Raw genomic sequence first — 25,583 nt, forward strand, 5'->3', positions numbered from 1 at the left:
AAAGACCGTACTCCTCGCGTACCGGCCCTCTGAGGCAGGGTCCCCCAGAGGGCCTACGGCCCTGTCCCGGCGGTCGCGCGGGCCGCACGGTCACACGCGGTCGACGATGCCCGCCTTCCCGGCCTCGCGGGCGCAGTGGGCGCCGCAGAACCACTGGGTGTCGGCCTCGACGCCCTGGCCGATGATCGAGACCTTGCAGTGCTCGCAGCGCGGGGCCATGCGGTGGATCGCGCAGGAGAAGCAGTCGAAGACATGGACCGCGCCCTGCGCGTGCACCTCGAAGGTCATTCCGTAGTCATTGCTGCAGACTTCGCATTTCGCCATGCGCCACAGGGTGGGCGGTCGGCCGCGCGGGGGCGAGCGGGCGCCGGGCGAGTCGTACCGCAATCACCCGTCCGTACGGCTCGTGCGGACGGGTGTACGGCCCGTCGGCGCTGTCATTCCCCGGTGGCCGGCGCCACGTCCCGCAGCAGTTGCCCGAAGGCCGCCTCGTCGACCACCGGCGTCCCGAACTGACGGGCCTTGAGGACCTTCGACGTGCCCGAGTCGGGGTCGTTGGTGACGAGCAGACTGGTGAGCCGCGAGATGCTCGTGGAGACGTGCAGACCGGCCTCGACGGCCCGGTCCTCCAGCAGTTCCCGCTCGATCGAGGTGTCCCCGGAGAACGCCACCCGCATGCCCTGCTTCAGCGGTCTGCCGTCCTCGTACCGTCCCGGGTTCGGATAGGGGCACGCCGGCCGCTTGCGGGACGGCCGCCAGCCGCTGGGCCGGTAGCCGCCGTATCCGCCGTGTCCGGCGCGCGCCTGGGGCCCGATCCGGGGCGTGTCCGACCATTCGGTCAGCGGCCGGCACTCCAGCAGCGGCAGCCGTACGTTGCCCGCCGCCGCGGCCCGCAGGCTGGGCCGGAAGGCCTCCGCGAGCACGCGCGCGTCGTCCAGCGCGTGGTGCGCGCGCCGCTGCACGACACCGTAGTGCGCGGCCAGGGTCTCCAGTTTGTGGTTGGGCAGCGGCAGGTCCAGCTCCTTGGCGAGCGCGATCGTGCACAGCCGCTGCCGCACCGGGGCCTCGCGCCGCGCCCGCGCGTACTCGCGGGCGATCATCTGCCAGTCGAAGACCGCGTTGTGCGCGACCAGCACCCGGCCGTCCAGCCGGGCCGAGAACTCCTCGGCGATGTCCGGGAAGAGCGGCGCGCCCTCGAGTGTCTCGCTCGTCAGACCGTGGATCCACACCGGACCCGGATCGCGCTCGGGGTTGACGAGCGTGTACCAGTGGTCCTCGACCTCGCCGCGCTCGTCCAGCCGGTAGACGGCCGCGCTGATTATCCGGTCGTCCCGCGCCAGTCCGGTGGTCTCCACGTCGACGACGGCGTAGCCCTTGGGATACGCGGCCGGCCACGGGGTGCCGGGGGACACTGCGGTCGTGCGGTCTTCGAGCATGGTCACTGAGGATACGGGCCCGCACCGACAGCCCTGTCCGCCAGGTCGTCCGCCGCCACTCGTTCGAATGTCCCGCGGGCTCGTCCTTCCTGACGGCCCGTCGCACGGCCGCGGACTTTGTCCTGATTGCCCTTCGCGTGGCTATGGACCTTTCTGCCGCCCGGTGCAAGCGTGCACCCCGCCCGGCGCGCTGACGGTCGACGGAAGGGCGGTACGGCGGATGGCACGCGTACGGTACGGCGCTCGGACCGAGGCGGAGATCGCGGCCGCCCGCACCACGAAGCTCCCCGACGTCTGGTCCACCGGGGTGGTGGCCGTCTGGGAGACCGACCCGGACGCGGTCGCGGCCGTCCTGCCGCCGCCGCTCAAGCCCACCGGCCGGCCCCTGGCCCGCGTCAGCATCAGCAAGGTCGACATGCCCCAGTACCCGCTCGGCGCGGGCTCTTTCGCGGTCGCCGCCGCGCACGGCACGGTCGAGGGCTGGTACCCGCTGGTCATGCCGATGACCCACGAGCGTGCCCTCACCGGCGGCCGCGAGGTCTTCGGCGAGCCCAAGAAACTCGGCGAGGTGACCGTCGAACGCGACGGCGACCTCCTCCGCGCGGCCCTCGCCCGGCACGGCGTCGCCTTCGTGGAGGTGCGCGGCACGGTCGGCGGCCCGCTGCCGCTGCCCGAGCCCGCCCCGAAGACCGACTTCTACTTCAAGTTCCTCCCGGCGGTGGACGGTTCGGGCTTCGACGGCGACCCGCTGCTGGTGCACTGCGTACGCGAGGAGAAGGTCCGCCGGCTGGAGCGCGTCACCGGGGAGGTGATCCTCCGTGAGTCGGCGTACGACCCGGTCGCCGACCTGCCGGTGCTGCGCCTGCTGGACCTCGCGCTCGGCGAGAAGACCAGCGACCAGCGCGGCCGGGTCGCCGAACGGGTCGACGCGCGGGCCCTGCTGCCGTACGTCCACCAGCGCTACGACGACCCGCGCCAGATCCACGACGCGCCGCCGGAGGAGAGCGAAGGGAGCGCGGTCTGATGGAACTCCGTGCCGGACAGGTCGCCGTCGTCACCGGCGCGGCGAGCGGGATCGGGCTCGCGATGGCCCGGCGGTTCGCCGCCGAAGGGCTGAAGGTGGTCCTCGCCGACGTGGAGCCGGCCGCCCTGGAGAAGGCCGCCGACGCCCTGCGCGCGGAGGGCGCCGACGTGCACGCGCGCGTGGTCGACGTCGGCGTCCGCGAAGAGGTCCAGCAGCTGGCCGAGTCGGCCTACGACACCTACGGAGCGGTGCACGTTCTGTGCAACAACGCCGGGGTCGGCTCGGGCGCCGAGGGCCGGATGTGGGAGCACGAGCCGAACGACTGGAAGTGGGCGTTCGAGGTCAACGTGTGGGGCGTCTTCCACGGCGTCCAGGCCTTTGTGCCCAGGATGATCAAGTCGGGTCAACCCGGACATGTGGTCAACACGTCCTCCGGCGACGGCGGTATCGCACCGCTGCCCACGGCTTCCGTGTACGCGATCACGAAAGCGGCCGTCGTCACGCTCACCGAGTCCCTGTACGCCCATCTCAGGGCGGAGCACGCGCGCGTGGGCGCCTCGGTGCTCTTCCCGGGGCCGCACATGCTGCGCACGGGGCTGTGGGAGTCGCACCGCAACCGCCCCGACCGCTACGCCAAGGAACGGCCGCGCAGGACGCCTTACCGCAGTCTCGGCCAGTGGGAGGCGGCGATGCGCGAGGCGGGCAAGGAGGTCCGGTTCACGCCCGTCGAGGAGGTCGCGGAGTTCGTCGTGGCGGGCATCCGCGCGGGCCGCTTCTGGCTGCTTCCCGAGAGCGAGCACAGCGACGCCCAGATCAGGGCGCGGGCGCGCTCGATGCTCGACCGGACGAACCCCTCGTACCTCGAAAGCTTCATCCTGGACTGAACAGGGGGCAGTGGTGACCGCGTACGACGACCCATATCTGATCATCTCCTCCGACTGCCACGCCGGGCTGCCCACCGAGGAGTACCGGCCCTATCTGGACGCCCGGTTCCACCGGGACTTCGACGAGTTCCTCGCCGGGCGCGACCGCCGACGGGAGGAGATGACCCGGCTCGGCATCCGCAACGAGGCGTTCGCCGCCAAGTGGTTCCAGGACAACGAGGAGGGGCTGCGCGGCGGTTGGGACACCGCGCAGCGGCTGAAGGAGCTGGACGGTGACGGGGTGGCCGCCGAGGTGGTCTTCCCGGACGCCGACGCGGTCGACAGCCGGACCGCGGCGCCCTTCGGAGTCGGCCTCGGCCTGTCCGGGGACCACGACCCGGAACTGGGCATGGCAGGGGCCCAGGCCCACAACCGCTGGCTGGCGGACTTCGTGTCGGAGCATCCCGAACGGCACTGCGGGGTCGCCCTGCTGCCGGTCACGGCCCCGGCCGACCGCGTGGTCGCCGAGATCCACCGGGCGAAGGAGTCCGGCCTCGGCGCGCTGATGATCCCCGCGATGTGGGTCGACAAGAAGCCGTACCACGACCGCAGCTACGACCCCGTCTGGGCGGCGGCCGCCGAGTGCCGGATGCCGGTCCTCACCCACTCCGGGGCGGCCCCGCGTGACGAGTACGGCGACCATCTCGGCATCTACGTCAGCGAGGTGACGTGGTGGCCGGCCCGCCCGCTGTGGTTCCTGCTCTGGTCCGGCGTCTTCGAACGCCATCCCGGACTGCGCTTCGGCATCGCCGAGTCGGGCTGCTGGTGGCTGCCGAACCTGCTGTGGTTCATGGACCGCCTCTACCTCGGCGCGCACGGCGGCAAGAAGCTCTCCCCCTTCGAGGCGCTGACCCGTCCGCCGCACGAGTACCTGGACCGGCAGGTCTTCGTCTGCGCCACCAACACCAAGCGCCGGGAGCTCGCCCAGCGCTACGAGATCGGCGTCGGCAACATCCTCTGGGGCAGCGACTTCCCGCATCCCGAGGGCACCTGGCCCGACACGCGCGCGTGGCTGCGCCGCACCTTCCACGACATCCCGGTGACCGAGACCCGCCGGATGCTCGGCCTCGCGGCGGCCGAGGCCTTCGGCTTCGACGTGGCGCGCCTGACCCCGCTCGCCCTGCGCATCGGCCCCACCCCCTCCGACCTCGGCCAGCCGGCCGACCAGGCGGCCGTGGAGGCGTCCTGGGCCCGCTCGCGCGAGGTGGGCCGCCACTGGCTGACCGGCAACGACTTCCCGGCTCTGGGGGTGACGTCGTGAGCGACGACCGCTACACGGTGATCTCGGCCGACTGCCACGCGGGCGCGGACCTCCTCGACTACCGCCCCTACCTGGAGAAGCGCTACCACGACGACTTCGACGTGTGGGCGGCGACCTACGTCAACCCGTACGAGGACCTGCTCGCCGACTCGGCGGACCGGAACTGGAACTCGGCGCGGCGGCTCGCGGAGCTGGAGCAGGACGGGATCGTCGCGGAGGTGATCTTCCCGAACACCATCCCGCCGTTCTTCCCGTCCGGCTCGCTCATGGCCCCCGCGCCGACGACGGCGGAGTTCGAGCGGCGCTGGGCGGGCCTGCGCGCCCACAACCGCTGGCTGGCCGACTTCTGCGCCGCCGCCCCGGGCCGACGGGCCGGCGTCTTCCAGATCCTTCTGAACGACGTCGAGGAGGCCGTGAAGGAGATCCGCTGGGCGGCCGGGGCCGGCCTGAAGGGCGGTCTGATGCTCCCCGGCACACCGCCCGGCTCGGGCCTGCCCGAACTGCACGCGCGCGTGTACGACCCGATCTGGGCCGTCTGCGCGGAACTCGGCGTCCCCGTCAACCACCACGCGGGCTCGGCCTCCCCGCCGCTCGGCGACGAACCGGCCGCCCGCGCGGTCTTCATGGTCGAGACGACCTGGTTCTCGCACCGCGCGCTGTGGCACCTGGTCTTCGGCGGCGCCTTCCGCCGTCACCCGGACCTGAAACTGGTCCTGACCGAGCAGGGCTCCGGCTGGATACCCGGGGTCCTGGCCATGCTGGACTACTACCACGGCCGCCTTCTGGCGGCGACGAGGGCGACGACCGCGGAGGCGAAGTTCGGGGCCGGGCTGGCGGAGGCGATGGGCAAGCCCCCCTCCGCGGTGTGGCACGAGAACTGCTTCGTCGGCGCCAGCTTCATGCGCCCGCACGAGGTGCCGCTGCGCGACCGCATCGGCCTGGACAAGATCATGTGGGGCAGCGACTACCCGCATGACGAGGGGACCTATCCGTACACCAGGGAGGGCCTGCGCTTCGCCTTCGCCGGCGTCCCGCGCGACGAGCTCGCGGCGATGCTCGGCGGCAACGCGGCCCGCGTGTACGGCTTCGACCTGGACCTCCTGGACCCGATCGCGGCGAAGGTGGGACCGACGGTGGCGGAGACCGCACAGCCGCTGCCGGCCCCGCCGGCCGACGCGACGAGCCCGGTGTTCGCGCGGGGGGCCTCGGTACGGGTCTGGTGACGTGGGCGCGGGGCCGGGTGACGTCGCTACTGCGCGTACCGGCCCCGGGATGCGATCCTCCCTGCTGTGACCGAACCAACGCACGAGAACGAGGCGCACGGGGGAGCCCTCGGCTCCCGGCTGAACTGGCTGCGGGCAGCCGTCCTGGGCGCCAACGACGGCATCGTGTCGACGGCGGGCATCGTCGTCGGCGTCGCGGGCGCCACCAGCGACCGCAACGCCCTGCTGACGGCGGGCCTGGCGGGGCTGCTCGCCGGGTCGATGTCGATGGCGGCGGGGGAGTACGTGTCGGTCTCCACCCAGCGCGACTCGGAACTGGCCGCGCTGGCGCTGGAGAAACGGGAGCTGAAGGAGCAGCCCGAGGCCGAGCTGGAGGAGCTGACCGAGCTGCTGGAGCGGCGTGGTCTGTCGCGGGACGTGGCGCGTGAGGCGGCGGTCCAGCTGACGGAACGGGACGCGTTGCGCGCCCACGCGCGCGTGGAGCTCGGTATCGATCCGGACGAGCTGACCAGCCCCTGGAACGCGGCGGTCGCCAGCTTCCTGGCGTTCACGGCGGGGGCGCTGCTGCCCCTGCTGGCGATCATCCTGCCGCCGGCGGACTGGCGGCTGCCGGTGACGGTGGGCTCGGTCCTGGCGTCCCTGGTCCTCACGGGGTGGAGCAGCGCCCGGCTGGGAGCGGCGGCGGTGCGGCCGGCGGTGCTGCGGAACGTGGTCGGCGGGGCGCTGGCCATGGGGGTCACCTACGCGGCGGGGAGTCTGCTGGGGGCGGTGGGGGTCTAGCGCACGTTGTCCGTTGGCGGAGATCGCCAACAAGCAAGCGCATACCGCCGGTCATACTTGTGGGTAACAACGTCTAGCCGCAGCCGACCGGCGGTTCTACGGTGCCCCCATGCCGAACCTGCCCGATGTCGTGCTGTGGTCGATACCCGCCTTCGTGCTGCTCACCGTGATCGAGGTGATCAGCTACCGCGTCCATCCCGACGACGATGCCGCCGGGTACCAGGCCAAGGACGCGGCCACCAGCATCGGCATGGGGCTCGGGTCGCTCGTCTTCGACTTCGTGTGGAAGATCCCCATCGTCGCGATCTACACGGCGGTCTACGAACTGACCCCGCTGCGCGTTCCCGTCCTGTGGTGGACCGTCCCGCTGATGCTGTTCGCGCAGGACTTCCTCTACTACTGGTCCCACCGCGGCCACCATGTCATCCGCATCCTGTGGGCCTGCCACGTCGTCCACCACTCCAGCAAGAAGTTCAACCTCTCCACCGCGCTGCGCCAGCCCTGGACCTCGCTGACCGTCTGGCCGTTCTACGTCCCGCTGGTGGCCGCGGGGGTGCACCCCGCCGCGCTCGCCTTCTGCTCCTCCGCCAACCTCGTCTACCAGTTCTGGATCCACACCGAACGCATCGACAAGATGCCCCGGTGGTTCGAGTTCGTGTTCAACACGCCGTCCCACCACCGCGTGCACCATGCCTCCCAGGGCGGCTACCTGGACCGCAACTTCGGCGGGATCCTGATCATCTGGGACCGGCTGTTCGGGTCCTGGGTGCCCGAGGCCGAGCGCCCTGTGTACGGGTTGACCAAGAACATCAACACGTTCAACCCCGTCAAGGTGGCCACCCACGAGTACGTCGCCATCGCCAAGGACATCAGGGCCGCGCGCAGTTGGCGGGAGCGGGCCGGGCGGGTGTTCCGGGGGCCGGGCTGGGCGCCGGCGCCCACCGTGGAGCAGGCCGAGGAGTCCGTGGCCGCGTGAGAGCTTCCCGGGCACTGCTCGCCGCCTTCGCCCTCGCGGTCGTCCTGGACCTCGCCTGTCTGGCCGTCGGCTTCCGCACCGGACACGCCGCCGCCAAGGTGCTCCTGATGCCCCTGCTCGCCGCGTCCGCCGCCCGCGCGGGCGCCCCGCGGCTCCTCGTCGCCGCCCTGCTGTGCGGCTGGGGCGGTGATGTCCTGCTCCTCTCCGACGCCGACCCCGCCTTCATGGCGGGCATGGCCTCGTTCGCCGCCGGGCACGTCTGCTATCTCGTTCTCTTCCGCCGCCAGGGCCCGCCACACGCGCGTGCCCGCCTCCTCGCCCTCGTCTACGCGGCCGCGCTCGTCACCCTGGTCGCCCTGCTCTGGCCGGACCTGCCCGCCGGCCTGCGTGTCCCCGTGGCCGGCTACAGCACCCTGCTCACCGCCATGGCGTACACCGCCGTCACCCGGCTCGGCCCGGCCGCCGGGCTCGGCGGCGCGCTCTTCATGCTCTCCGACACCCTGATCGCGACCGGCGTCGCCGACTGGCCGCAACTGCCGCGACCCGACTTCTGGATCATGCTCACCTATGCGGCGGCGCAGTTCCTGCTGGTCCGGGGCACCCTTGATGCGCGGCCCGCACCGGCCACGGCGTACCGTGAAGTGCGCTCGACCACCCCTTGAGCGCACTCACGACACCGCACGAGAAGGACCCTCGCCATGCGCGCCACCACCATCCACGCCCCGTACGACATGCGCGTGGAGGACGTGCCCGAGCCCGTGGTGCAGCTGCCCACCGACGCCGTCGTACGGGTGCTGCGCGCCTGCATCTGCGGCAGCGACCTGTGGGCGTACCGGGGCGAGGCGGCCAGGCAGCCGGGCCAGCGTATCGGGCACGAGTTCCTCGGCGTGGTCGAGGAGACCGGCTCCGAGGTGGCCACCGTGCGGCGCGGGGACCTCGTGGTCGCCCCCTTCATGTGGTCCGACGGCGTCTGCGACTTCTGCCGCGAGGGCCTGACCACGAGCTGCGAGCACGGCGGCTTCTGGGGCTCCGTGGGGTACGACGGCGGCCAGGGCGAGGCCGTGCGCGTCCCGTTCGCCGACGGCACCCTGGTCCGGCTGCCCAAGGACGCGGCCTCCGACGACCACCTGCTGTCGGCCCTGCTGACCCTCTCCGACGTGCTCGGCACCGGCCACCACGCGGCCCTCGGGGCGGGTGCCCGGCCCGGTGCCACGGTCGCCGTCGTCGGGGACGGCGCGGTCGGCCTGTGCGCCGTCCTGGCCGCGAAGCGGCTGGGCGCCGAGCGGATCATCGCGCTGGGCCGGCACCAGGTCCGCACCGACATCGCGCGCCGCTTCGGCGCCACCGACATCGTCGCCGAACGCGGCGACGCGGCCGTGGACGCCGTACGTGAACTCACCAGGGGCCGGGGCGCGCACGCCGTCGTCGAGGCCGTGGGCACCGAGCAGTCCATGCGGACGGCCGTCGAGATCACCCGTGACGGCGGCGCGATCGGCTTCGTCGGCGTCCCGCACGGCAGTGGCACCGGCCTGGACCTCGGTGTCATGTTCGACCGGAACATCGCCCTGCGCGGCGGTGTCGCCCCGGTCCGCGCCTACATCCCCGACCTGCTGCCCGATGTCCTCGACGGCAGGATCGACCCGTCGCCGGTCTTCGACCTGACCGTCGGCATCGAGGGTGTGCCCGACGGCTACAAGGCGATGGACGAGCGCACGGCGCTGAAGGTGCTCGTCACGAACGGCTGAGTCAACGCCGCGATCAATACTTGATCAAGTCCATCTGATCGGCGGTGGCAGCGCCGTCAGCACCCCCGACACCGCGTCCACCCCCCAGCACCGCCGCCTCGGCCCGCGCGGGGGGCGTACGCGGTCAGCGGGTCGGCCGCCCGTCGCCGCCGTCGCCGGGCCCACAGCGCGAGCCCGGCGGCGGCGCCGAGGAGCACCCTGGCCGGCAGGGTGCGCCCGTACGCCGTCGTCGTCAGCTGGTCCAGGACCGTGCCCGCGGGCATCCGCCGCAGCGAACCCCACACACCCGTCGCGGTGACGGCCGCGAGCAGGACGGCCGCCACGCGAGCGTAGAGCCCGGGCAGCGCCGCCCCGGCCTCCCGGCCGCGCCAGCTGCCCTGCGCGTTCACGCCCGACGCGCCAGATCCGCCCTCGCCTTCGGGCCGGGCGGCTGTGCCCACCGGGACGGGGCCGACCCCCACGGCACCGGCGGCCGTGCCCAGTCGGCCGGGCCGTCCGCGAAGGACAACGGCGGGCGCGCGTACCGGAGCCGCCCGAGCGCGCTGTCCGTCTCGGCGAGCCAGGCGTCCGGACCCTCGTACGACTCGCCGCCCTCCGGCACGGACTCCGCCTCCGCCTTGGCCTGCGCCTTGTGCTCCGCCTTGTCCTCCGTCCCCTCCTCCATCTCCTCCGTCTCTTCCATCTCCTCCATGAGCCACCGCGCGGTCCGTGCCAGAGCCAGCCGCACGAACCTGCTGCCGCCGTCGTACGACTGCTCGGTCAGCGCCCGCAGCACGCCGGCCGCCAGCAGGTATCCGGTGCCGTGGTCCAGCGCCTGCGCGGGCAGCGCGCCCGGCCGGTCCGCCGCGCCCTCGATCTCCGCGATGCCCGTGGCGACCTGCACCAGGCTGTCGAAACCGCGCCGCCCGGCCCAGGGTCCGTACGCGCCCCACGCCGACACCTGGGCCACGACCACCCCGGGCCGCCGCTCGGCCAGCGCCTCGGGCGAGAGTCCGAACCGGTCCAGGGCGCCCGGCCGGTACCCGGTGACCACGACGTCCGCCGAGGCCAGCAGTTCCTCGAAGGCCGCCCGGTCCGTCGTCAGGTCGAGTGTCGCCGAGCGCTTCCCGAAGCCCGTGTCGGCGTGCTGGTCGGGCAGCTCGGGCAGCCATGGCGGGTCCAGGCGCAGGACGTCCGCGCCCAGCAGCCCGAGGGTGCGGGTGGCGACCGGGCCGGCCAGGACCCGGGTCAGGTCCAGGACGCGCAGGCCGGCGGCGGGCAGCAGGGGAGTGGCACCGGCGTCGAGCGGCGGGAGCACACGCGCGTGCGCCGTGTCCGGGCGACCGCGCTCGACCAGCGGGCGTGCGGCCACCGCGACGGCCTGCTCGTGCGCGGCCCACTCCCCGGGCGACCGCAGCGCCACGGCGAGTCCGCCGGCACCGTAGACCGCGTCCTCCACCTCCAGCGCGGGCCGCCCGGCGACCCGGGCCGCGACGTCCTCGGGGGAGGCGTCTCCCGGCAGGCCCAGCGCGTCCAGCAACCGGGCCCTGTGATGCGGGTAATTGGCGTGCGTGCGCACCCACCCGTCGGCCGCGCGCCAGAACCGGGACAGCGGGGCGAACTGCACGGGCGCCCGCCCGTCGACCAGGAGGTGCCGCTCACTGGTGAACGCCGTCGCCACGGCTGCGTCGTCCACCCGGACCCCGGGGAGCGCGGCCGCCCCGGTCCGTCGTGCTCCCAGCTCGGCGGCGGCCAGCGCGCACACGCCGACGCAGGCACGGGCAAGCCGGCGTACCGGAAGGTGTGCCGGAAGAGTGCCCGCGCGCGTCACGGTGGTGACCCGCCCGGGCAGCGACGGATCGCCGCCCAGTGCGGACCACGCGTACTTGATTCCAGTCATGACTGTACTATGCATTATTGACTGGATCAACATATGTACGCAGGGCCAGGCGAGGCTACCTGGTCACTGCCGCCAGCGCGTCGGCCGTGCCCCAGCCGTAGAAGCCGTTGTGGTTCTTGGAGCCCTCGCACACCGCGTCGATCTTGCCGTCGCCGTTGATGTCGTACGGGTCGGTGCACGGCGTGGCGGTCGCCTCGGCGTACAGCAGGGCCTTCACCCGGGCGGCGGAGGCGTGCGGATGGGTTGACTTGATCAATGCGGCGACGCCGACGACATGCGGGGTGGCCATCGACGTACCCGCCATGTAGCCCCACCTGCCGCCCGGCAGCGGGCCGAGGATCAGGCCGCTGGTGGCGGGCGGTTCCGGTGCCTGGTAGGCCGTCGAGTCGCCGCCGGGCGCGGCGATGTCGATGACCCCGAGGCCGTAGTTGGAGAACGACGACTTGAGGCCCTTCGCGCCGGTCGCCGCGACCGTGACGACACCCGGCAGCTGGGTCGGGATGTCGAAGCACTTGTGCGGGTCGATCACCCGGTCGGTGGGCGTGCCGTCGTTCGGCGAGACCGGGTCGGTGATCGAGTGGGAGGCCAGGTCGTAGCTCTCGTTGCCGGCCGCGGCCACATTGACCGTGCCCTTGCGCTCGGCGAACTGCGAGGCCCGGGTGATGGCGTCGACGAGCGCCTTCTGGTTCGGGTCGTCGGTGCAGTTGAAGTACCAGGGGTCGGTGTAATAGCTGTTGTTGGTGACGTCGACGTGGTGTTCGGCCGCCCACACGAAGCCGCAGACCACGGCCTCGGTGTAGAAGTACCCGGCGGTGGTGGCGACCTTGATGCCGGCCACCTTGACGCCCGGCGCCACACCGGTGATGCCGATCCCGTTCCTGGCGCCCGCGATCTCGCCCGCCACGTGCGTGCCGTGCGGGCTCTCCGCCGCGGTGGGCCGCCAGGCGCCGTAGGTGGTGTCCGGCTTGCCCGAGACGCAGTTGGTGGACGCGGCGGCGTCGAAGTTCGGGGCGATGTCGGGGTGGGTGTCGTCGACGCCCGTGTCGATGACGGCGACGGTGACCTTCGGGCTGCCCAGGGTCTTCTCGTGCGCCTTGTCCGCCTTGATGGCGGGCAGGTCCCATTGCAGCGGCTCCAGCGGGTCCTGCCCGTCGGTCGCCTGCGCGTCCGCCGCCGACACCTGCTCGGAGCTGAGCACCTCCGGGGTGCCGACGTCGGTGGTCGACTGCGCGGGCAGCGGCGCGTTGCGGGTGTTCCCGGCCGAGTCCACGCCGGGCACCTTTCGGATGATCACGGCGAAGTCCGGGTTCGAGGAGTGGGCGACGATCACACCGATCTCGTCGTACGCGATCACCACCGAACCGCCGGCCCGCTCGATCGCCCGCTGGACGCGTTCGGAAGTGCCGTGTCCGGGACGGATGTTGACGACATAGCTGAGCGACGTCGGGTCACTGGCGTCGGCCGCGGCCGCGGACACGGACGCGCCGTTGTCGGCGGCGGACGCCGAGATGTTGGGCAGGAAGGCCAGGGCCGTGGCCATGGCCATGCCGAGCGGGAGGGCGAGGACACGACGGTGGCGCGGCTGGGGCGCGGTCATCTGAGGTCTCCAGTTCGTTCGCGGAACGGGCGTGCCGTGCGGGAAGTCCTGCTCTTGGTTACCTGCTTGCGGGCCGGTGGTCACTTGACCGCGCGGAGCGCGTCGACGACACCGGAGCCGTAGAAGCCGTAGCCGCCGTTGCGGGCGATCGTCCGCTGCGCGAGCTCGATCGTGCGAGGGTCCGTCCTGGTGTCGACGACGTGGGCCAGGTTCGGCCCGTCCGCCGCCGATGCCGCCCAGGTGGCCGACGGGGCGGCGGAAGCCGCCGTCGACAGGAGTTCGAGCGAGGCGGTCAGCGACACGACGACCGGGACGGCGAGCGCCGGCCCGCGTCTGGAACGCAGATGAGCCATGGGTCTCCACATCATCCGGAACATCAGCCGAAAGACATCGACCGAAAACGGGACCGCCCAGGATGCGAGTGCCGCCTGGGCAGGTACATGACGGGTGGTGCTGGGCCGAAGCTATCTCCCGCACTCACCGGCCAGCAATGACCGAAGGGGACTTGCCGCGACCACTTCCGAAAGAAGCGGGGCGCGTTGAACCTGCCCACGCGTGGCGCCGTGACCTTGAGGAGGGAGCCGCAGCAGGATCGAGGCTCCCCGCCGGAATCACTTGCCGGAGCCGTGTCGTCACCAACGGTGAGTGATCCGCATGTCCGTGAGGTCAGAATCCGCATGTCCGTATCGCGAGGAGACTCCGTGGCCACCGAGACACCACCGCCCTCGAACACGCAGACCCCGCAACCCTCCGGCGAGGAGTTCGCCGAGGTGCAGCAGAGTCCGGAGTTCGCCGAACTGCGGCACTCCCACCGCTCCTTCGCCTTCCCGCTGACCTTCGCCTTCATCGCCTGGTACCTGCTGTACGTCCTGCTCTCCAACTACGCGGACGACTTCATGGGCACCAAGGTCGTCGGCAACATCAACGTGGCCCTGGTCCTCGGTCTCGCCCAGTTCCTCACCACGTTCCTCATCGCCTGGTGGTATGCCCGGCACGCGGCCGCCAAGCTCGACCCCAAGGCCGAGGCCATCAAGTCCCGGATGGAGGGCGGCGCATGAGCCCCGCGATCACACTGGCGGCCGGCGAGGCCGGCGAACACCGGCCGCTGATCATCACCCTGTTCGCGGTGTTCGTCGCCGTGACCCTCGTCATCACCGTCTGGGCGGGCCGCCAGACGAAGGACGCCGCCGACTTCTACGCGGGCGGCCGCCAGTTCACCGGCTTCCAGAACGGCCTCGCCGTCTCCGGCGACTACATGTCCGCCGCGTCCTTCCTCGGCATCGCCGGCGCCATCGCCCTCTTCGGCTACGACGGCTTCCTGTACTCCATCGGCTTCCTGGTCGCCTGGCTCGTCGCCCTGCTCCTGGTCGCCGAGCCGCTGCGCAACTCCGGCCGCTACACCATGGGCGACGTACTGGCCTACCGCATGCGCCAGCGTCCGGTGCGCACCGCCGCCGGTACCTCCACCATCGTCGTCTCGATCTTCTACCTGCTGGCCCAGATGGCGGGAGCGGGCGTCCTCGTCTCCCTGCTCCTCGGCATCACCAGCGACGGCGGCAAGATCGGCATCGTCGCCCTCGTCGGCGTCCTGATGATCGTCTACGTCACCATCGGCGGCATGAAGGGCACCACCTGGGTCCAGATGGTCAAGGCCGTGCTGCTCATCGCGGGCGCCCTGCTGCTGACCTTCATGGTCCTGGCCAAGTTCAACTTCAACGTCTCCGACCTGCTCGGCAAGGCCGCCGACAACAGCGGCAAGGGGTCCGCCTTCCTGGAACCCGGCCTGAAGTACGGCGCCACGGGCACCAGCAAGCTGGACTTCCTCTCCCTCGGCATCGCCCTGGTCCTCGGCACCGCCGGCCTGCCGCACATCCTGATCCGCTTCTACACCGTGCCCACCGCGAAGGCGGCCCGGAAGTCGGTCCTCTGGGCGATCGGCCTGATCGGCACCTTCTACCTGATGACTCTCGCCCTCGGCTTCGGCGCGGCCGCGCTGATCAAACCGGACGAGATCATCGCCTCCAACAAGTCCGGCAACACCGCGGCCCCCCTCCTCGCCCTCCACCTCGGCGGTGTCGACTCCACCTGGGGCGCGGTCCTGCTGGCCACGATCTCGGCGGTGGCCTTCGCGACGATCCTCGCGGTGGTCGCGGGCCTCACCCTGGCGTCCTCGTCGTCCTTCGCGCACGACATCTACGCCAACGTCATCAGGAAGGGCCAGGCCACCGAGAAGCAGGAGATCAACGCGGCCCGCTGGGCCACCGTCGGCATCGGCGCCGTCTCCATCGTCCTCGGCGCCCTCGCCCGCGACCTGAACGTCGCCGGCCTGGTCGCCCTCGCCTTCGCGGTCGCCGCCTCCGCCAACCTGCCGACCATCCTCTACAGCCTCTTCTGGAAGCGGTTCACCACCGCCGGAGCTCTCTGGTCGATCTACGGCGGCCTGGTCACCGCGGTCGGCCTGGTGCTGTTCTCGCCGGTGGTGTCCGGCAAGGAGACGTCGATGTTCCCGAGCGTCGACTTCCACTGGTTCCCGCTGGAGAACCCCGGCATCATCTCGATCCCGGTCGGATTCCTCCTCGGCGTCGTGGGCACTCTGCTGTCGAAGGAGGTCCCGGACGACGCCAAGTACGCGGAGCTGGAGGTGCGGTCCCTGACCGGCACCGGCGCGCACTGAGTTTCGTACGACTGGCCGCGTCGACGGGATCACAGGATCCTACGACGCGGCCGCGTCGTACCTCGTGGCATCGGGCCTCTCGCGATGTCAGTGCCGTCACGTAGGCTCGCGGGTGACGGTGAAGATCTGGTCCGGAACGAGGGAGGGGGCCCGCATGCTCATCGACACCTATGGCCGGGTGGCGACCGACCTGAGAGTCTCGCTGACCGACCGGTGCAATCTGCGCTGTACGTACTGCATGCCCGAGGAAGGACTGCAGTGGCTGGCCAAGCCCGACCTGCTCACGGACGACGAGATCGTCCGGCTGATCGACATCGCCGTCCGCGTCCTGGGCGTCGAGGAGGTCCGCTTCACCGGTGGTGAGCCGCTGCTGCGTCCCGGCCTGGTCGGCATCGTGGAGCGGGTGGCGGCGCTGGCTCCCCGCCCCCGGATGTCCCTGACGACCAACGGCATCGGCCTGCGCCGCACCGCGACGGCCCTCAAGACGGCCGGCCTGGACCGGGTCAACGTCTCCCTGGACACCCTCCGCCCGGACGTCTTCAAGGCCCTCACCCGCCGCGACCGCCACCACGACGTCCTCGACGGCCTCCGGGCCGCCCGCGACGCCGGCCTCACCCCGGTCAAGGTCAACACGGTCCTGATGCCCGGCCTGAACGAGGACGAGGCCCCCGACCTCCTCGCCTGGGCGGTGGCCCACGACTACGAGCTGCGCTTCATCGAGCAGATGCCCCTCGACGCCCAGCACGGCTGGAAGCGCGACAGCATGGTGACGGCCGGGGACATCCTCGCCTCGCTGCGCACCCGCTTCGACCTCACCCCCGAGGGCACGGACGACCGCGGCTCGGCGCCGGCGGAGCGCTGGCTGGTCGACGGCGGCCCGCACCGGGTCGGCGTCATCGCCTCGGTGACCCGCCCGTTCTGCGCGGCCTGCGACCGCACCCGCCTCACGGCCGACGGCCAGATACGGACCTGCCTGTTCGCCCGGGAGGAGACGGACCTGCGCGGTGCGCTCCGCTCGGGCGCGGCGGACGAGGAGATCGCCCGCATCTGGCGGCTGGCGATGTGGGGGAAGAAGGCGGGCGCGGGACTGGATGACCCGACGTTCGTGCAGCCGGACCGGCCGATGTCCGCGATCGGAGGCTAGCCCGGCCTACTCGGCCTGCTCAGGTGACTCGCGGGACTCCCACTCCCGCAGCAGCACGACATCCTTCAGGAATCCCCGCATCCCCAGGAACTGCGAGAGATGCTCCCGGTGCTCCTCGCAGGCGAGCCAGGTCTTGCGCCGCTGCGGCGTGTGAATCTTCGGGTTGTTCCACGCCAGCACCCACACCGCGTCGGCGCGGCAGCCCTTCGCGGAGCAGACGGGGGAGCCGGTTTCGGAACCAGGGGCATTCGGGATCACGTCGCCGACCTTAGCCGAGGCCCCGGTCAGTGGTGCCGTGCGGTCGTCCCCCTGAAAAGGCGACGCCGAGCAGCCACGGGGGGAGCTGCCCGGCGTCGGTCCGTCGCTCCGACGGGGGATGCGGAGCGCGTACGCAGTATGTCACGGGTCACCCTCGACCCGGCACTGGAACAGCACGATCGATCTGAGCTTTTCTTGAGCTTCGCGCCCAGTCGCCGCCCGTCCGTGCCGGGGCGCCGGCGTTCAGACCGGCTCCGGCCGCTCCCGGCTCACCGCCCCCGCCGCCGGGTCCTTCGCCACGTCCTCCGGAACGGATTCCGCCCTCGCCGCCTCCGCCCGCGGCGGCGAGATCACCAGCCGCGTCGGCGCGACCCCGAAGGTCGACGGAAGCGACGGCGGCCGTTCCCGACCGGCGTTGGCGATGACGACGGCGATGTAGGGCAGCACCGCCCCGAGCACCAGAGCCACGACCGCGACATACCGCTCGACGTTCCACAACGTCACCGCGAGGATCACCGACATGGTCCGAATGGTCATCGAGATGACGTACCGCCGTTGCCGGCCGCGCACGTCCTCCGCCAGGCCGGTGCGGGCTCCGGTGATCCGGAACACCTGGACGTTGCCGTCGCCGCGCTGCTTCCGCATCACATTCCACCATCCGCCCGCATCGGACTCTCCGCGTCCCTTCCCGGTTCCGGTCCGCACCCGCTCGGGGAACCGGGCCAGGACGCTTTCCACGGTACGCCGCGCCTGCGCCGCCTTCGAGACCGGGTCGCCCGCCCGCCTGCGCGAACGCCCTGCGCCATAGCACGTACGGCCGTACCGACATGCGCCGTACGGCGTACGGGCCGAGACTTGGCGTAATGCTCACGTCGAGCCGTACGAGGAGGCAGCCATGGGCTGGTTGTGGGCGATCATCGTGGGTTTCGTGCTGGGCCTGATCGCGAAGGCGGTCATCCCGGGCAAGCAGCACAGCCCGCTCTGGCTGACGACCATCTTCGGCATGCTGGGCGCCATCGCCGGCAACGCGATCGCCCGCGCGGTGGGCGTGGCCGAGACACCGGGCATCGACTGGACCCGCCACCTGTTCCAACTGGTGGCGGCGATCATCATCGTGGCCCTGGGCGACATGGCTTACATGGCGACGCTGGGGAAGCGGAAACAGCGCGTCTGAGCCCCCGAGCTTGAGCCCCCGAACTACACAGCGCCCCGAACCGAAGCGCCCCGTCAGGGGCGCGGGGCTGTGTCAAAGTGCGGCTCCGCCGCGTGGGCGCGACCAGATCAGCCACAACACACCGGCACTCCGCGACGCACCCCCGCACCCCTACGGCGCTCAGGAACCGACGACCTCCACAGCCGCCAGGTTCTTCTTCCCCCGCCGCAGCACCAGCCACCGCCCGTGCAACAGCTCCGCAGGATCCGGCACCGCGTCCTCGGCGGTCACCTTCACGTTGTTCACGTAGGCCCCGCCCTCCTTCACGGTCCGACGCGCGGCGGACTTGCTGGCCACCAGTCCTACCTCGGCGAACAGGTCCACCACCGGGCCCAGCTCGGCGACCCGGACGTGCGGCACCTCGGACAGTGCCGCGGCCAGCGTCCGGTCGTCCAGCTCCGCGAGCTCGCCCTGCCCGAACAGCGCCTTGGACGCGGCGATCACCGCGGCGGTCTGGTCCGCGCCATGGACGAGCGTCGTCAGCTCCTCGGCCAGCGCCCGCTGCGCGGCCCGCGCCTGCGGCCGCTCCTCGGTCTGCTTCTCCAGCTCCTCAAGCTCCGCACGGGACTTGAAGGACAGGATCCGCATGTACGTCGAGATGTCCCGGTCGTCCACGTTCAGCCAGAACTGGTAGAACGCGTACGGCGTCGTCATCTCGGCGTCGAGCCAGATGGCTCCGCCCTCGGTCTTGCCGAACTTCGTGCCGTCCGCCTTGGTCATCAGCGGCGTCGCCAGCGCGTGCACGGTGGCGTGCGGCTCCAGGCGGTGGATCAGGTCCAGACCCGCGGTGAGGTTGCCCCACTGGTCGCTGCCGCCCTGCTGGAGCGTGCAGCCGTACCGCCGGAACAGCTGGAGAAAGTCCATGCCCTGGAGAATCTGGTAGCTGAACTCCGTGTAGCTGATGCCCTGGTCGGACTCCAGGCGGCGGGCCACGGAGTCCTTGGTCAGCATCTTGTTGACGCGGAAGTGCTTGCCGATGTCCCGCAGGAACTCGATCGCGGACAGGCCCTCGGTCCAGTCGAGGTTGTTGACCATGACGGCCGCGTTCTCGCCCTCGAAGGACAGGAACGGCTCGATCTGGGCGCGCAGTCTGCCGACCCAGCCGGCGACCGTCTCGGGGGCGTTGAGCGTCCGCTCGGCGGTCGGACGCGGGTCCCCGATCAGACCCGTCGCCCCGCCCACGAGCGCCAGTGGCCGGTGACCGGCCTGCTGGAGCCGGCGCACGGTGAGCACCTGCACCAGGTGCCCGACGTGCAGGGACGGCGCGGTCGGGTCGAAACCGCAATAGAACGTGACGGGACCGTCCGCGAGCGCCTTGCGCAATGCGTCCTCGTCAGTGGACAGAGCGAACAGCCCCCGCCACTTCAGCTCGTCGACGATGTCCGTCACGGTTCTCGTATCTCCTTGGGCGATCTTCGGTGTATCTCTGGATGATCTTCGGGTGGTCGTGCGACCACCGGCTACGAGGTTATACGCCCTGACTGACAGAGCTCATATTGAAGTCGGGCACCCGCAGCGCGGGCATCGCAGCCCTGGTGAACCAGTCGCTCCACTCCCTCGGCAGCGTCTTTTCCGTGCGCCCGGCCTCGGTCGCCCGCCCCAGCAGGTCCACCGGCGACTCGTTGAACCGGAAGTTGTTCACCTGCCCGGTGACCTGGCCGTTCTCCACGAGGTAGACGCCGTCCCGGGTCAGGCCCGTGAGCAGCAGCGTCGCCGGGTCGACCTCGCGGATGTACCAGAGGCAGGTCAGCAGCAGCCCGCGCTCGGTCGCGGCGACCATGTCGTCCAGGGAGCGGTCCTGGCCGCCGTCGAGGATCAGGTTGCCGCCCGCCGCGGCGACCGGCAGCCCGGTGAGGCCCGCGGTGTGGCGGGTGGTGGTCAGGTGTTTCAGTACGCCGCCCGAGACCCACTCGGTGGAGCCGACGGGCAGCCCGTTGTCGAAGACGGACTCGTCGCCGCCGGAGGAGTGCGCGACGACGAAGGGCGCGGACTCCAGACCCGGCTCGTTCGGGTCGCTGCGCAGGGTCAGCGGCAGGTCGGTCAGCCTTTCGCCGACACGGGTGCCGCCGCCCGGCTTGGAGAACACCGTCCGGCCCTCGGCCGCGTCCCGCGCGGACGCCGACCACAGCTGGTAGATCAGCAGGTCGGCGACGGCGGTCGGCGGCAGCAGCGTCTCGTACCGGCCGGCCGGGAGGTCCACGCGCCGCTCGGCCCAGCCGAGCCGTACGGCGAGCTCGGCGTCGAGCGCGCCGGGGTCGACGTCCTTGAAGTCCCGCGTGGAGCGCCCGGCCCAGGCGGAGCGCGTACGGTCGGGCGACTTGGCGTTCAGCTCCAGCGTGCCGGTGGGCTGGTCGTGCCGCAGCCGCAGCCCGGTGGAGGTGCCCATGTACGTCGACACGAGTTCGTGGTTGGCGAAGCCGTACAGCTCGCGGCCACCGGCACGCGCGCGTGCGAAGGCCTCGCCGAGCGCCGGGGCGAAGTCGGCGAACACGGCGGAGGAGGTCTCGGCGGGCGCGTCCGTGAAGTCCGGCGTCTCCGGTACGCCCGTGACCAGCGGCTGGGCGTCCTCGGCGGGCCCGGCGCCCCGCGCGGCGGCCTCGGCGGCCCGCACCAGCGGCTCCAGTTCGTCGGGGGTCACGGCCGACCGGGAGACGACGCCCGACGCCGTGCCCTCCTTGCCGTCCACGGTGGCGACGACGGTGAGCGAACGGCCGCGCGTGACGCCGTTGGTGGTGAGCGCGTTGCCGGCCCAGCGCAGGTTCGCCGTGGAGTGCTCGTCGGCGATGACCACGCAGCCGTCGGCCCGGGACAGTTCCAGCGCGCGCTCGACGATCTCGTGCGGCTTGTTGGTGCGGGCGCTCATCGACCGGCCTCCTGCGTGGTGTTGAGACTGTGCTTTCCCGGGGCGTAACCCCCGGACCCCCGGCCGAGCCCTGGACTGACGCTCATCGGCCTGCCTCCTGCGTGGTGTTGAGGATGTTGACGCCCTTGAAGAGGGCCGAGGGGCAGCCGTGCGAGACGGCGGCGACCTGTCCCGGCTGGGCCTTGCCGCAGTTGAAGGCGCCGCCGAGGACGTACGTCTGGGGGCCGCCGACGGCCGCCATGGAGCCCCAGAAGTCGGTCGTCGTCGCCTGGTAGGCGACATCGCGCAGCTGCCCGGTGATCCGGCCGTTCTCGATCTTGAAGAACCGCTGTCCGGTGAACTGGAAGTTGTACCTCTGCATGTCGATCGACCAGGAGCGGTCGCCGACCACGTAGATCCCGCGGTCCACCCCGCCGATCAGGTCCTCCGTCGCCAGCCCGCCCGGGTCCGGCTGGAGGGACACGTTGGCCATGCGCTGCACGGGGACGTGTCCGGGGGAGTCGGCGTAGGCGCACCCGTTGGAGCGGTCGAAGCCGGTCAGCCGCGCGATCCTGCGGTCCAGCTGGTAGCCGACGAGCGTGCCGTTCTTGACCAGGTCCCAGGACTGGGCCGCGACGCCCTCGTCGTCGTACCCGATGGTCGCCAGGCCGTGCTCGGCGGTGCGGTCGCCGGTGACGTTCATCAGGTCGGAGCCGTACTTCAGCTTGCCGAGCTGGTCGAAGGTGGCGAAGGAGGTGCCGGCGTAGGCGGCCTCGTAGCCGAGCGCGCGGTCCAGCTCGGTGGCGTGGCCGATGGACTCGTGGATGGTCAGCCACAGGTTGGAGGGATCGACCACCAGGTCGTACAGACCCGCCTCCACGCTCGGCGCCCGCATCTTCTCGGCCAGCAGCTCCGGGATCTGCTCCAGCTCGGCGTCCCAGTTCCAGCCGGTGCCGGTGAGGTACTCCCAGCCGCGGCCGACGGGCGGCGCGACGGTCCGCATCGAGTCGAACTCGCCGCTGGACTCGTCGACCGACACGGCCGTCAGCTGCGGATGCAGCCGCACCCGCTGCTGGGTCGTCACGGTCCCGGCCGTGTCGGCGTAGAACTTGTTCTCGTGCACGGTGAGCAGCGAGGCGTCCACGTGGTTGACGCCGTTCGCCGCCAGCAGCCGCGCGCTCCACTCCGCGAGCAGCGCCGACTTCTCCTCGTCCGGCACGGCGAACGGATCGATCTCGTACGACGAGATCCACGTCTTGTCCGCGTGCACCGGCTCGTCGGCCAGCTCCACCCTCTCGTCCGACCCGGCCGCCTTGATGACCTGCGCCGAGAGCTTCGCCATGGCCACCGCCTGCGACGCGACCTTGGCCGCGGCGTCGAGGCTCAGGTCCACCCCCGACGCGAAGCCCCAGGTGCCGCCGTGCACGACCCGGACCGCGTACCCGAGGTCGGTGGTGTCCGACGACCCGGCGGGCTTGGCGTCCCGGAGCCGCCAGGACGCGCTGCGCACCCGCTCGAACCTGAAGTCCGCGTGCTCGGCCCCCAGCGCACGCGCGCGTGCCAGCGCGGCGTCGGCCAGGGCCCGTAGCGGAAGCGCCGTGAAGGCTTCGTCGATGGAATGAGGCACGGAGGTCTCCCTGCTGTCGTGGCCTGTCCGTCTGATCATGTCGCGCCCGCGGGTGCGTGGACCACATGTTTCGGTCCGGCGCCGGGGCTTTCTGTAGGGACCCGACAGTGACACTCCTCAGCCACTGTCGGTGCCCGCTTGCCCGTGGTGATGGCGGGACCGATAGGTTTTCGATGAAGCCGCCTGTCATGCCAGCTGTTCGGGCGGATGCCAGACCGAACGAAAGGGTGATCCGTTGAGCCGCTCGGTTCTCGTCACTGGAGGCAACCGGGGCATCGGCCTCGCCATCGCCCGCGCATTCGCCGACAACGGCGACAAGGTCGCCATCACGTACCGCTCGGGTGAGCCGCCGGCCATCCTCAAGGAACTCGGCTGCCTGGCCGTCAAGTGCGACATCACCGACTCCGAGCAGGTGGAGCAGGCCTACAAGGAGATCGAGGAAGCACACGGCCCGGTCGAGATCCTGATCGCCAACGCCGGCATCACCAAGGACACGCTCCTGATGCGCATGTCCGAGGAGGACTTCACCTCGGTCCTGGACACCAACCTCACCGGCACCTTCCGGGTGGTCAAGCGCGCCAACCGCGGCATGCTGCGCGCGAAGAAGGGCCGCGTCGTCCTCATCTCGTCGGTCGTCGGCCTGTACGGCGGCCCCGGCCAGGCCAACTACGCCGCCTCCAAGGCCGCCCTGGTGGGCTTCGCGCGGTCCCTCGCCCGCGAGCTGGGCTCGCGCAACATCACCTTCAACGTCGTCGCGCCCGGCTTCGTCGACACCGACATGACCAGGGCGCTCACCGACGAGCAGCGTGCCACCATCGTGTCGCAGGTGCCGCTCGGCCGGTACGCGCAGCCCGAGGAGGTCGCCGCGACGGTGCGGTTCCTCGCCTCGGACGACGCCTCGTACATCACTGGAGCCGTCATCCCCGTTGACGGCGGACTGGGAATGGGTCACTGATCACCATGAGTGGAATCCTTGAGGGCAAGCGCATCCTGATCACGGGTGTGCTGATGGAGTCCTCCATCGCCTTCCACGCGGCCAAGCTGGCCCAGGAGCAGGGTGCCGAGATCATCCTCACCGCGTTCCCGCGGCCCACGCTGACCGAGCGCATCGCCAAGAAGCTGCCCAAGCCCACCAAGGTCATCGAGCTCGACGTCACCAACGACGAGCACCTCGGGCGGCTGGCCGACCTCGTCGGCGAGGAACTCGGCAGCCTCGACGGCGTCGTCCACTCCATCGGCTTCGCCCCCCAGGACGCCCTCGGCGGCAACTTCCTCAACACGCCGTTCGAGTCCGTGGCCACCGCCATGCACGTCTCGGCGTACTCCCTGAAGTCGCTGACCATGGCCTGCCTGCCGCTGATGCAGAACGGCGGCTCGGTCGTCGGTCTCACCTTCGACGCCCAGTACGCCTGGCCGCAGTACGACTGGATGGGTCCGGCCAAGGCCGCCCTGGAGGCCACCAGCCGCTACATCGCGCGCGACCTCGGCAAGCAGAACATCCGCTGCAACCTCATCTCCGCCGGCCCCATCGGCTCCATGGCCGCCAAGTCCATCCCGGGCTTCAGCGACCTGGCCGCGGTCTGGGACCACCGCTCCCCGCTGGAGTGGGACCTCAAGGACCCGGAGCCGGCCGGCAAGGGCATCGTGGCCCTGCTGAGCGACTGGTTCCCGAAGACCACCGGCGAGATCATCCACGTGGACGGCGGCCTGCACGCCATCGGAGCCTGAGCCGCCCGGACTCTTCGAGGCCCGCACCCCGCCGGGGTGCGGGCCTCACCCGTTCGGCCCACCGGCCGGGCCGCCGCCGCCGCGACGGCGCACCCTGAATACGCGTGGAGCAAGCGTTCACCGCGCGACGTCCCTCCCCAGCCCGGCCGAGGAGGTCCCCTTGTGCGCCTGTCCCGCAGCCTGGCCCCGGTGACCCTGGCCCTCACTCTCGTGCTGTCGCTGCCGTACGACGCGCGGTCCCACGCGCGCGTGCCGAGCGGACACGAGCCGGCCCCGCAGCTGTTCGGCGCCTCCTGCCGGACCACCGTCCGCGGCTCCCATGTGGTGGCCTACTGCCACAACCCCTACGTCGACACCGACCGGGTCCGGCTGCACATCGAGTGCGCCCAGTGGTGGGACATCGACACCGACGGCTCCCCGGTCGACACCGGTCCGGCGATGACCGTGCGGCTGGCCGGCCGCTGCTGGAAGGACGTCCGCGCGGTGTGGATCAGCCACCAGAAGGTGAGCTGAACCGGTCCGGACGGCACAGGAACGGGTAGCTCGCCGCCTCCTTCGCGGCCGCGTCCGCGTCGCCCGCGCGGATCGCCTCGACCAGCCGGGTGTGGTCCATGTACGACTGCGGCGTCAGCTCGGCGCCGACATCCGCGCGCAGCCACTCCCGCAGCACCTCGCCCAGGTCGGCGTACATCGCCGTCAGCGCGTCGTTGTGCGAGGCGGCCACCACGGCCAGGTGCAGGGTCGCGTCCGCCGTCACGAAGGCCTCCGCGTCCCCCGACCGCCAGGCCTGCTCGCGGCGCGCCAGCAGGGCGTCGAGCTGCCTGAGGTCCTTCTCGGTCCGGCGGACCGCGGCCAGCCGGGCGGCCGACGACTCCAGGGTCGAGCGCAGCTCGGCGATGTGCCGGGGGTCGGCCCCGGCGAACCGGCGATGCATCACGCCGGCCAGCTCACTGGTCGCCGCGACGTACGTCCCCGAGCCCTGGCGGATGTCCAGCAGGCCGTTGTGCGCCAGCGCCCGGACGGCCTCCCGGACGGTGTTGCGGGCCACCCCGAGCTGCTCGACCAGCTCCGGCTCGGTGGGGATGCGCGAGCCCACCGGCCACTCGCCCGAGGTGATCTGGTTCCGCAACGCGGCGATGACCTGTTCGGACAGTGCCGAGCGGCGCGGATGACTCAGAGGCATGGCACACCTTCGCACGCGAGGGCCCGCCGGGCGCGGCCGGGCCTGCCCGGGGATGGACAACCAATCATCC

26 protein-coding genes and 1 pseudogene are annotated in these 25,583 nt (G+C 71.5%); 15 read left to right on the forward strand and 12 right to left on the reverse strand.

All coding sequences use genetic code 11. The features are described 5' to 3' along the window. Positions 1–90: 90 nt before the first annotated feature. Positions 91–324, reverse strand: coding sequence for a hypothetical protein (locus AB0P24_RS19240; protein WP_365795445.1), 234 nt, complete (start codon positions 322–324; stop codon positions 91–93). 113 nt (positions 325–437) lie between these two features. Then, positions 438–1,436, reverse strand: coding sequence for a DEDDh family exonuclease (locus AB0P24_RS19245; RefSeq protein WP_365795447.1), 999 nt, complete (start codon positions 1,434–1,436; stop codon positions 438–440). Between the two features lie 220 nt (positions 1,437–1,656). Here AB0P24_RS19245 and AB0P24_RS19250 point away from each other — a divergent pair, with 220 nt between their 5' ends. The 8 genes from AB0P24_RS19250 (at position 1,657) to AB0P24_RS19285 (ending at position 9,368) form a co-directional block, all read left to right on the forward strand. Beyond that, positions 1,657–2,460, forward strand: a complete 804-nt coding sequence (locus tag AB0P24_RS19250; RefSeq protein WP_365795449.1) for an acetoacetate decarboxylase family protein — start codon at positions 1,657–1,659, stop codon at positions 2,458–2,460. Continuing rightward, a complete protein-coding gene (locus tag AB0P24_RS19255) occupies positions 2,460–3,344 on the forward strand; it encodes an SDR family NAD(P)-dependent oxidoreductase (RefSeq protein ID WP_365795451.1) in 885 nt (294 codons plus the stop codon). The genes AB0P24_RS19250 and AB0P24_RS19255 overlap by 1 nt, the downstream gene beginning before the upstream one ends. Positions 3,345–3,357: 13 nt before the next feature. Next, positions 3,358–4,644 carry an amidohydrolase family protein gene (locus AB0P24_RS19260; RefSeq protein WP_365795454.1) on the forward strand — a complete coding sequence of 429 codons (1,287 nt, stop codon included), beginning with the start codon at positions 3,358–3,360 and terminating at the stop codon, positions 4,642–4,644. Then, entirely contained in the window at positions 4,641–5,867 is a 1,227-nt protein-coding gene (locus AB0P24_RS19265; protein WP_365795456.1) for an amidohydrolase family protein, read from the forward strand. Before AB0P24_RS19260 ends, AB0P24_RS19265 begins: the two co-directional genes overlap by 4 nt. Positions 5,868–5,933: 66 nt before the next feature. Then, positions 5,934–6,647, forward strand: a complete 714-nt coding sequence (locus AB0P24_RS19270; RefSeq protein ID WP_365795458.1) for a VIT family protein — start codon at positions 5,934–5,936, stop codon at positions 6,645–6,647. A 109-nt stretch (positions 6,648–6,756) separates the two neighbouring features. After that, positions 6,757–7,623, forward strand: a complete 867-nt coding sequence (locus tag AB0P24_RS19275; RefSeq protein WP_365795460.1) for a sterol desaturase family protein — start codon at positions 6,757–6,759, stop codon at positions 7,621–7,623. Beyond that, on the forward strand, positions 7,620–8,285 hold the full coding sequence (locus AB0P24_RS19280; protein WP_365795462.1) for a lysoplasmalogenase: 666 nt from the start codon (positions 7,620–7,622) through the stop codon (positions 8,283–8,285). Before AB0P24_RS19275 ends, AB0P24_RS19280 begins: the two co-directional genes overlap by 4 nt. Positions 8,286–8,321: 36 nt before the next feature. Further along, entirely contained in the window at positions 8,322–9,368 is a 1,047-nt protein-coding gene (locus tag AB0P24_RS19285) for a zinc-dependent alcohol dehydrogenase family protein (RefSeq protein WP_365795464.1), read from the forward strand. Positions 9,369–9,392: 24 nt separating this feature from the next. On the opposite strand, the pseudogene AB0P24_RS19290 reads toward AB0P24_RS19285, so the two are convergent. From AB0P24_RS19290 to AB0P24_RS19305, 4 genes and pseudogenes are all read right to left on the reverse strand, one after another. After that, positions 9,393–9,727 (reverse strand): annotated as a pseudogene (locus tag AB0P24_RS19290) (CopD family protein); the annotation flags it as partial. Positions 9,728–9,753: 26 nt separating this feature from the next. After that, the gene (locus AB0P24_RS19295) at positions 9,754–11,247 is read right to left on the reverse strand and encodes a CoA transferase (RefSeq protein WP_365795466.1); all 1,494 of its coding nucleotides are present in this window, start codon (positions 11,245–11,247) and stop codon (positions 9,754–9,756) included. A 55-nt stretch (positions 11,248–11,302) separates the two neighbouring features. Beyond that, positions 11,303–12,844 (reverse strand): S8 family serine peptidase, encoded by a 1,542-nt coding sequence (locus AB0P24_RS19300; protein ID WP_365795468.1) that lies wholly within the window; start codon positions 12,842–12,844, stop codon positions 11,303–11,305. Positions 12,845–12,924: 80 nt separating this feature from the next. After that, positions 12,925–13,197 (reverse strand): hypothetical protein, encoded by a 273-nt coding sequence (locus AB0P24_RS19305; RefSeq protein ID WP_365795470.1) that lies wholly within the window; start codon positions 13,195–13,197, stop codon positions 12,925–12,927. A 348-nt stretch (positions 13,198–13,545) separates the two neighbouring features. Here AB0P24_RS19305 and AB0P24_RS19310 point away from each other — a divergent pair, with 348 nt between their 5' ends. The 3 genes from AB0P24_RS19310 to moaA all read left to right on the forward strand — a co-directional run bounded on the left by AB0P24_RS19310 (position 13,546) and on the right by moaA (position 16,662). Beyond that, positions 13,546–13,902: a DUF485 domain-containing protein gene (locus AB0P24_RS19310; protein ID WP_181805916.1), complete on the forward strand. Its 357-nt coding sequence runs from the start codon at positions 13,546–13,548 to the stop codon at positions 13,900–13,902. Continuing rightward, positions 13,899–15,518, forward strand: a complete 1,620-nt coding sequence (locus AB0P24_RS19315; RefSeq protein ID WP_365795472.1) for a cation acetate symporter — start codon at positions 13,899–13,901, stop codon at positions 15,516–15,518. Before AB0P24_RS19310 ends, AB0P24_RS19315 begins: the two co-directional genes overlap by 4 nt. Before the next feature lie 154 nt (positions 15,519–15,672). Continuing rightward, complete coding sequence (moaA, locus tag AB0P24_RS19320; protein WP_365795474.1) at positions 15,673–16,662, forward strand: GTP 3',8-cyclase MoaA; 990 nt, start codon at positions 15,673–15,675, stop codon at positions 16,660–16,662. A gap of 6 nt (positions 16,663–16,668) precedes the next feature. On the opposite strand, the gene AB0P24_RS19325 is transcribed toward moaA, so the two are convergent. Together AB0P24_RS19325 and AB0P24_RS19330 are read right to left on the reverse strand one after the other, a co-directional pair. Beyond that, entirely contained in the window at positions 16,669–16,920 is a 252-nt protein-coding gene (locus tag AB0P24_RS19325; RefSeq protein WP_365795476.1) for a hypothetical protein, read from the reverse strand. 243 nt (positions 16,921–17,163) lie between these two features. Continuing rightward, a complete protein-coding gene (locus AB0P24_RS19330; RefSeq protein ID WP_365795478.1) occupies positions 17,164–17,565 on the reverse strand; it encodes a DUF3099 domain-containing protein in 402 nt (133 codons plus the stop codon). A 250-nt stretch (positions 17,566–17,815) separates the two neighbouring features. On the opposite strand from AB0P24_RS19330, the gene AB0P24_RS19335 reads away from it, so the two are divergent. Next, a complete protein-coding gene (locus tag AB0P24_RS19335) occupies positions 17,816–18,094 on the forward strand; it encodes a GlsB/YeaQ/YmgE family stress response membrane protein (protein ID WP_365795480.1) in 279 nt (92 codons plus the stop codon). Between the two features lie 159 nt (positions 18,095–18,253). On the opposite strand, the gene tyrS is transcribed toward AB0P24_RS19335, so the two are convergent. The 3 genes from tyrS to AB0P24_RS19350 all read right to left on the reverse strand — a co-directional run bounded on the left by tyrS (position 18,254) and on the right by AB0P24_RS19350 (position 22,602). Beyond that, positions 18,254–19,522 carry a tyrosine--tRNA ligase gene (tyrS, locus tag AB0P24_RS19340; RefSeq protein ID WP_365795482.1) on the reverse strand — a complete coding sequence of 423 codons (1,269 nt, stop codon included), beginning with the start codon at positions 19,520–19,522 and terminating at the stop codon, positions 18,254–18,256. A gap of 79 nt (positions 19,523–19,601) precedes the next feature. Continuing rightward, entirely contained in the window at positions 19,602–20,996 is a 1,395-nt protein-coding gene (locus AB0P24_RS19345; protein ID WP_365795484.1) for a metallopeptidase TldD-related protein, read from the reverse strand. An 82-nt stretch (positions 20,997–21,078) separates the two neighbouring features. Further along, positions 21,079–22,602: a TldD/PmbA family protein gene (locus tag AB0P24_RS19350; protein ID WP_365795486.1), complete on the reverse strand. Its 1,524-nt coding sequence runs from the start codon at positions 22,600–22,602 to the stop codon at positions 21,079–21,081. 235 nt (positions 22,603–22,837) lie between these two features. Here AB0P24_RS19350 and fabG point away from each other — a divergent pair, with 235 nt between their 5' ends. The 3 genes from fabG to AB0P24_RS19365 all read left to right on the forward strand — a co-directional run bounded on the left by fabG (position 22,838) and on the right by AB0P24_RS19365 (position 24,843). After that, positions 22,838–23,557, forward strand: a complete 720-nt coding sequence (gene fabG, locus AB0P24_RS19355) for a 3-oxoacyl-[acyl-carrier-protein] reductase (protein ID WP_365795488.1) — start codon at positions 22,838–22,840, stop codon at positions 23,555–23,557. Positions 23,558–23,562: 5 nt separating this feature from the next. Continuing rightward, positions 23,563–24,330, forward strand: coding sequence for an enoyl-ACP reductase FabI (fabI, locus tag AB0P24_RS19360; protein WP_234539578.1), 768 nt, complete (start codon positions 23,563–23,565; stop codon positions 24,328–24,330). Positions 24,331–24,492: 162 nt separating this feature from the next. Further along, on the forward strand, positions 24,493–24,843 hold the full coding sequence (locus tag AB0P24_RS19365; RefSeq protein ID WP_365795490.1) for a hypothetical protein: 351 nt from the start codon (positions 24,493–24,495) through the stop codon (positions 24,841–24,843). Here the strand turns inward: AB0P24_RS19365 and AB0P24_RS19370 are convergent. Further along, positions 24,821–25,513, reverse strand: coding sequence for a FadR/GntR family transcriptional regulator (locus tag AB0P24_RS19370; RefSeq protein ID WP_365795492.1), 693 nt, complete (start codon positions 25,511–25,513; stop codon positions 24,821–24,823). The genes AB0P24_RS19365 and AB0P24_RS19370 overlap by 23 nt on opposite strands. Positions 25,514–25,583 lie beyond the last annotated feature (70 nt).

This window comes from Streptomyces sp. NPDC086519, assembly GCF_040686075.1.
Classification (GTDB): domain Bacteria; phylum Actinomycetota; class Actinomycetes; order Streptomycetales; family Streptomycetaceae; genus Streptomyces; species Streptomyces shenzhenensis.

Bases quoted from the DNA above. Each gene is read 5' to 3' on its own strand.
- AB0P24_RS19330 (WP_365795478.1), bottom strand. From the start codon at position 17,565: ATGCGGAAGCAGCGCGGCGACGGCAACGTCCAGGTGTTCCGGATCACC.
- AB0P24_RS19345 (WP_365795484.1), bottom strand. From the start codon at position 20,996: ATGAGCGCCCGCACCAACAAGCCGCACGAGATCGTCGAGCGCGCGCTG.
- AB0P24_RS19370 (WP_365795492.1), bottom strand. From the start codon at position 25,513: ATGCCTCTGAGTCATCCGCGCCGCTCGGCACTGTCCGAACAGGTCATC.
- AB0P24_RS19245 (WP_365795447.1), bottom strand. From the start codon at position 1,436: ATGCTCGAAGACCGCACGACCGCAGTGTCCCCCGGCACCCCGTGGCCG.
- AB0P24_RS19275 (WP_365795460.1), top strand. From the start codon at position 6,757: ATGCCGAACCTGCCCGATGTCGTGCTGTGGTCGATACCCGCCTTCGTG.
- AB0P24_RS19240 (WP_365795445.1), bottom strand. From the start codon at position 324: ATGGCGAAATGCGAAGTCTGCAGCAATGACTACGGAATGACCTTCGAG.
- AB0P24_RS19300 (WP_365795468.1), bottom strand. From the start codon at position 12,844: ATGACCGCGCCCCAGCCGCGCCACCGTCGTGTCCTCGCCCTCCCGCTC.
- AB0P24_RS19315 (WP_365795472.1), top strand. From the start codon at position 13,899: ATGAGCCCCGCGATCACACTGGCGGCCGGCGAGGCCGGCGAACACCGG.
- moaA (WP_365795474.1), top strand. From the start codon at position 15,673: ATGCTCATCGACACCTATGGCCGGGTGGCGACCGACCTGAGAGTCTCG.
- fabI (WP_234539578.1), top strand. From the start codon at position 23,563: ATGAGTGGAATCCTTGAGGGCAAGCGCATCCTGATCACGGGTGTGCTG.
- AB0P24_RS19255 (WP_365795451.1), top strand. From the start codon at position 2,460: ATGGAACTCCGTGCCGGACAGGTCGCCGTCGTCACCGGCGCGGCGAGC.
- AB0P24_RS19295 (WP_365795466.1), bottom strand. From the start codon at position 11,247: ATGACTGGAATCAAGTACGCGTGGTCCGCACTGGGCGGCGATCCGTCG.
- AB0P24_RS19285 (WP_365795464.1), top strand. From the start codon at position 8,322: ATGCGCGCCACCACCATCCACGCCCCGTACGACATGCGCGTGGAGGAC.
- AB0P24_RS19335 (WP_365795480.1), top strand. From the start codon at position 17,816: ATGGGCTGGTTGTGGGCGATCATCGTGGGTTTCGTGCTGGGCCTGATC.
- AB0P24_RS19305 (WP_365795470.1), bottom strand. From the start codon at position 13,197: ATGGCTCATCTGCGTTCCAGACGCGGGCCGGCGCTCGCCGTCCCGGTC.
- AB0P24_RS19250 (WP_365795449.1), top strand. From the start codon at position 1,657: ATGGCACGCGTACGGTACGGCGCTCGGACCGAGGCGGAGATCGCGGCC.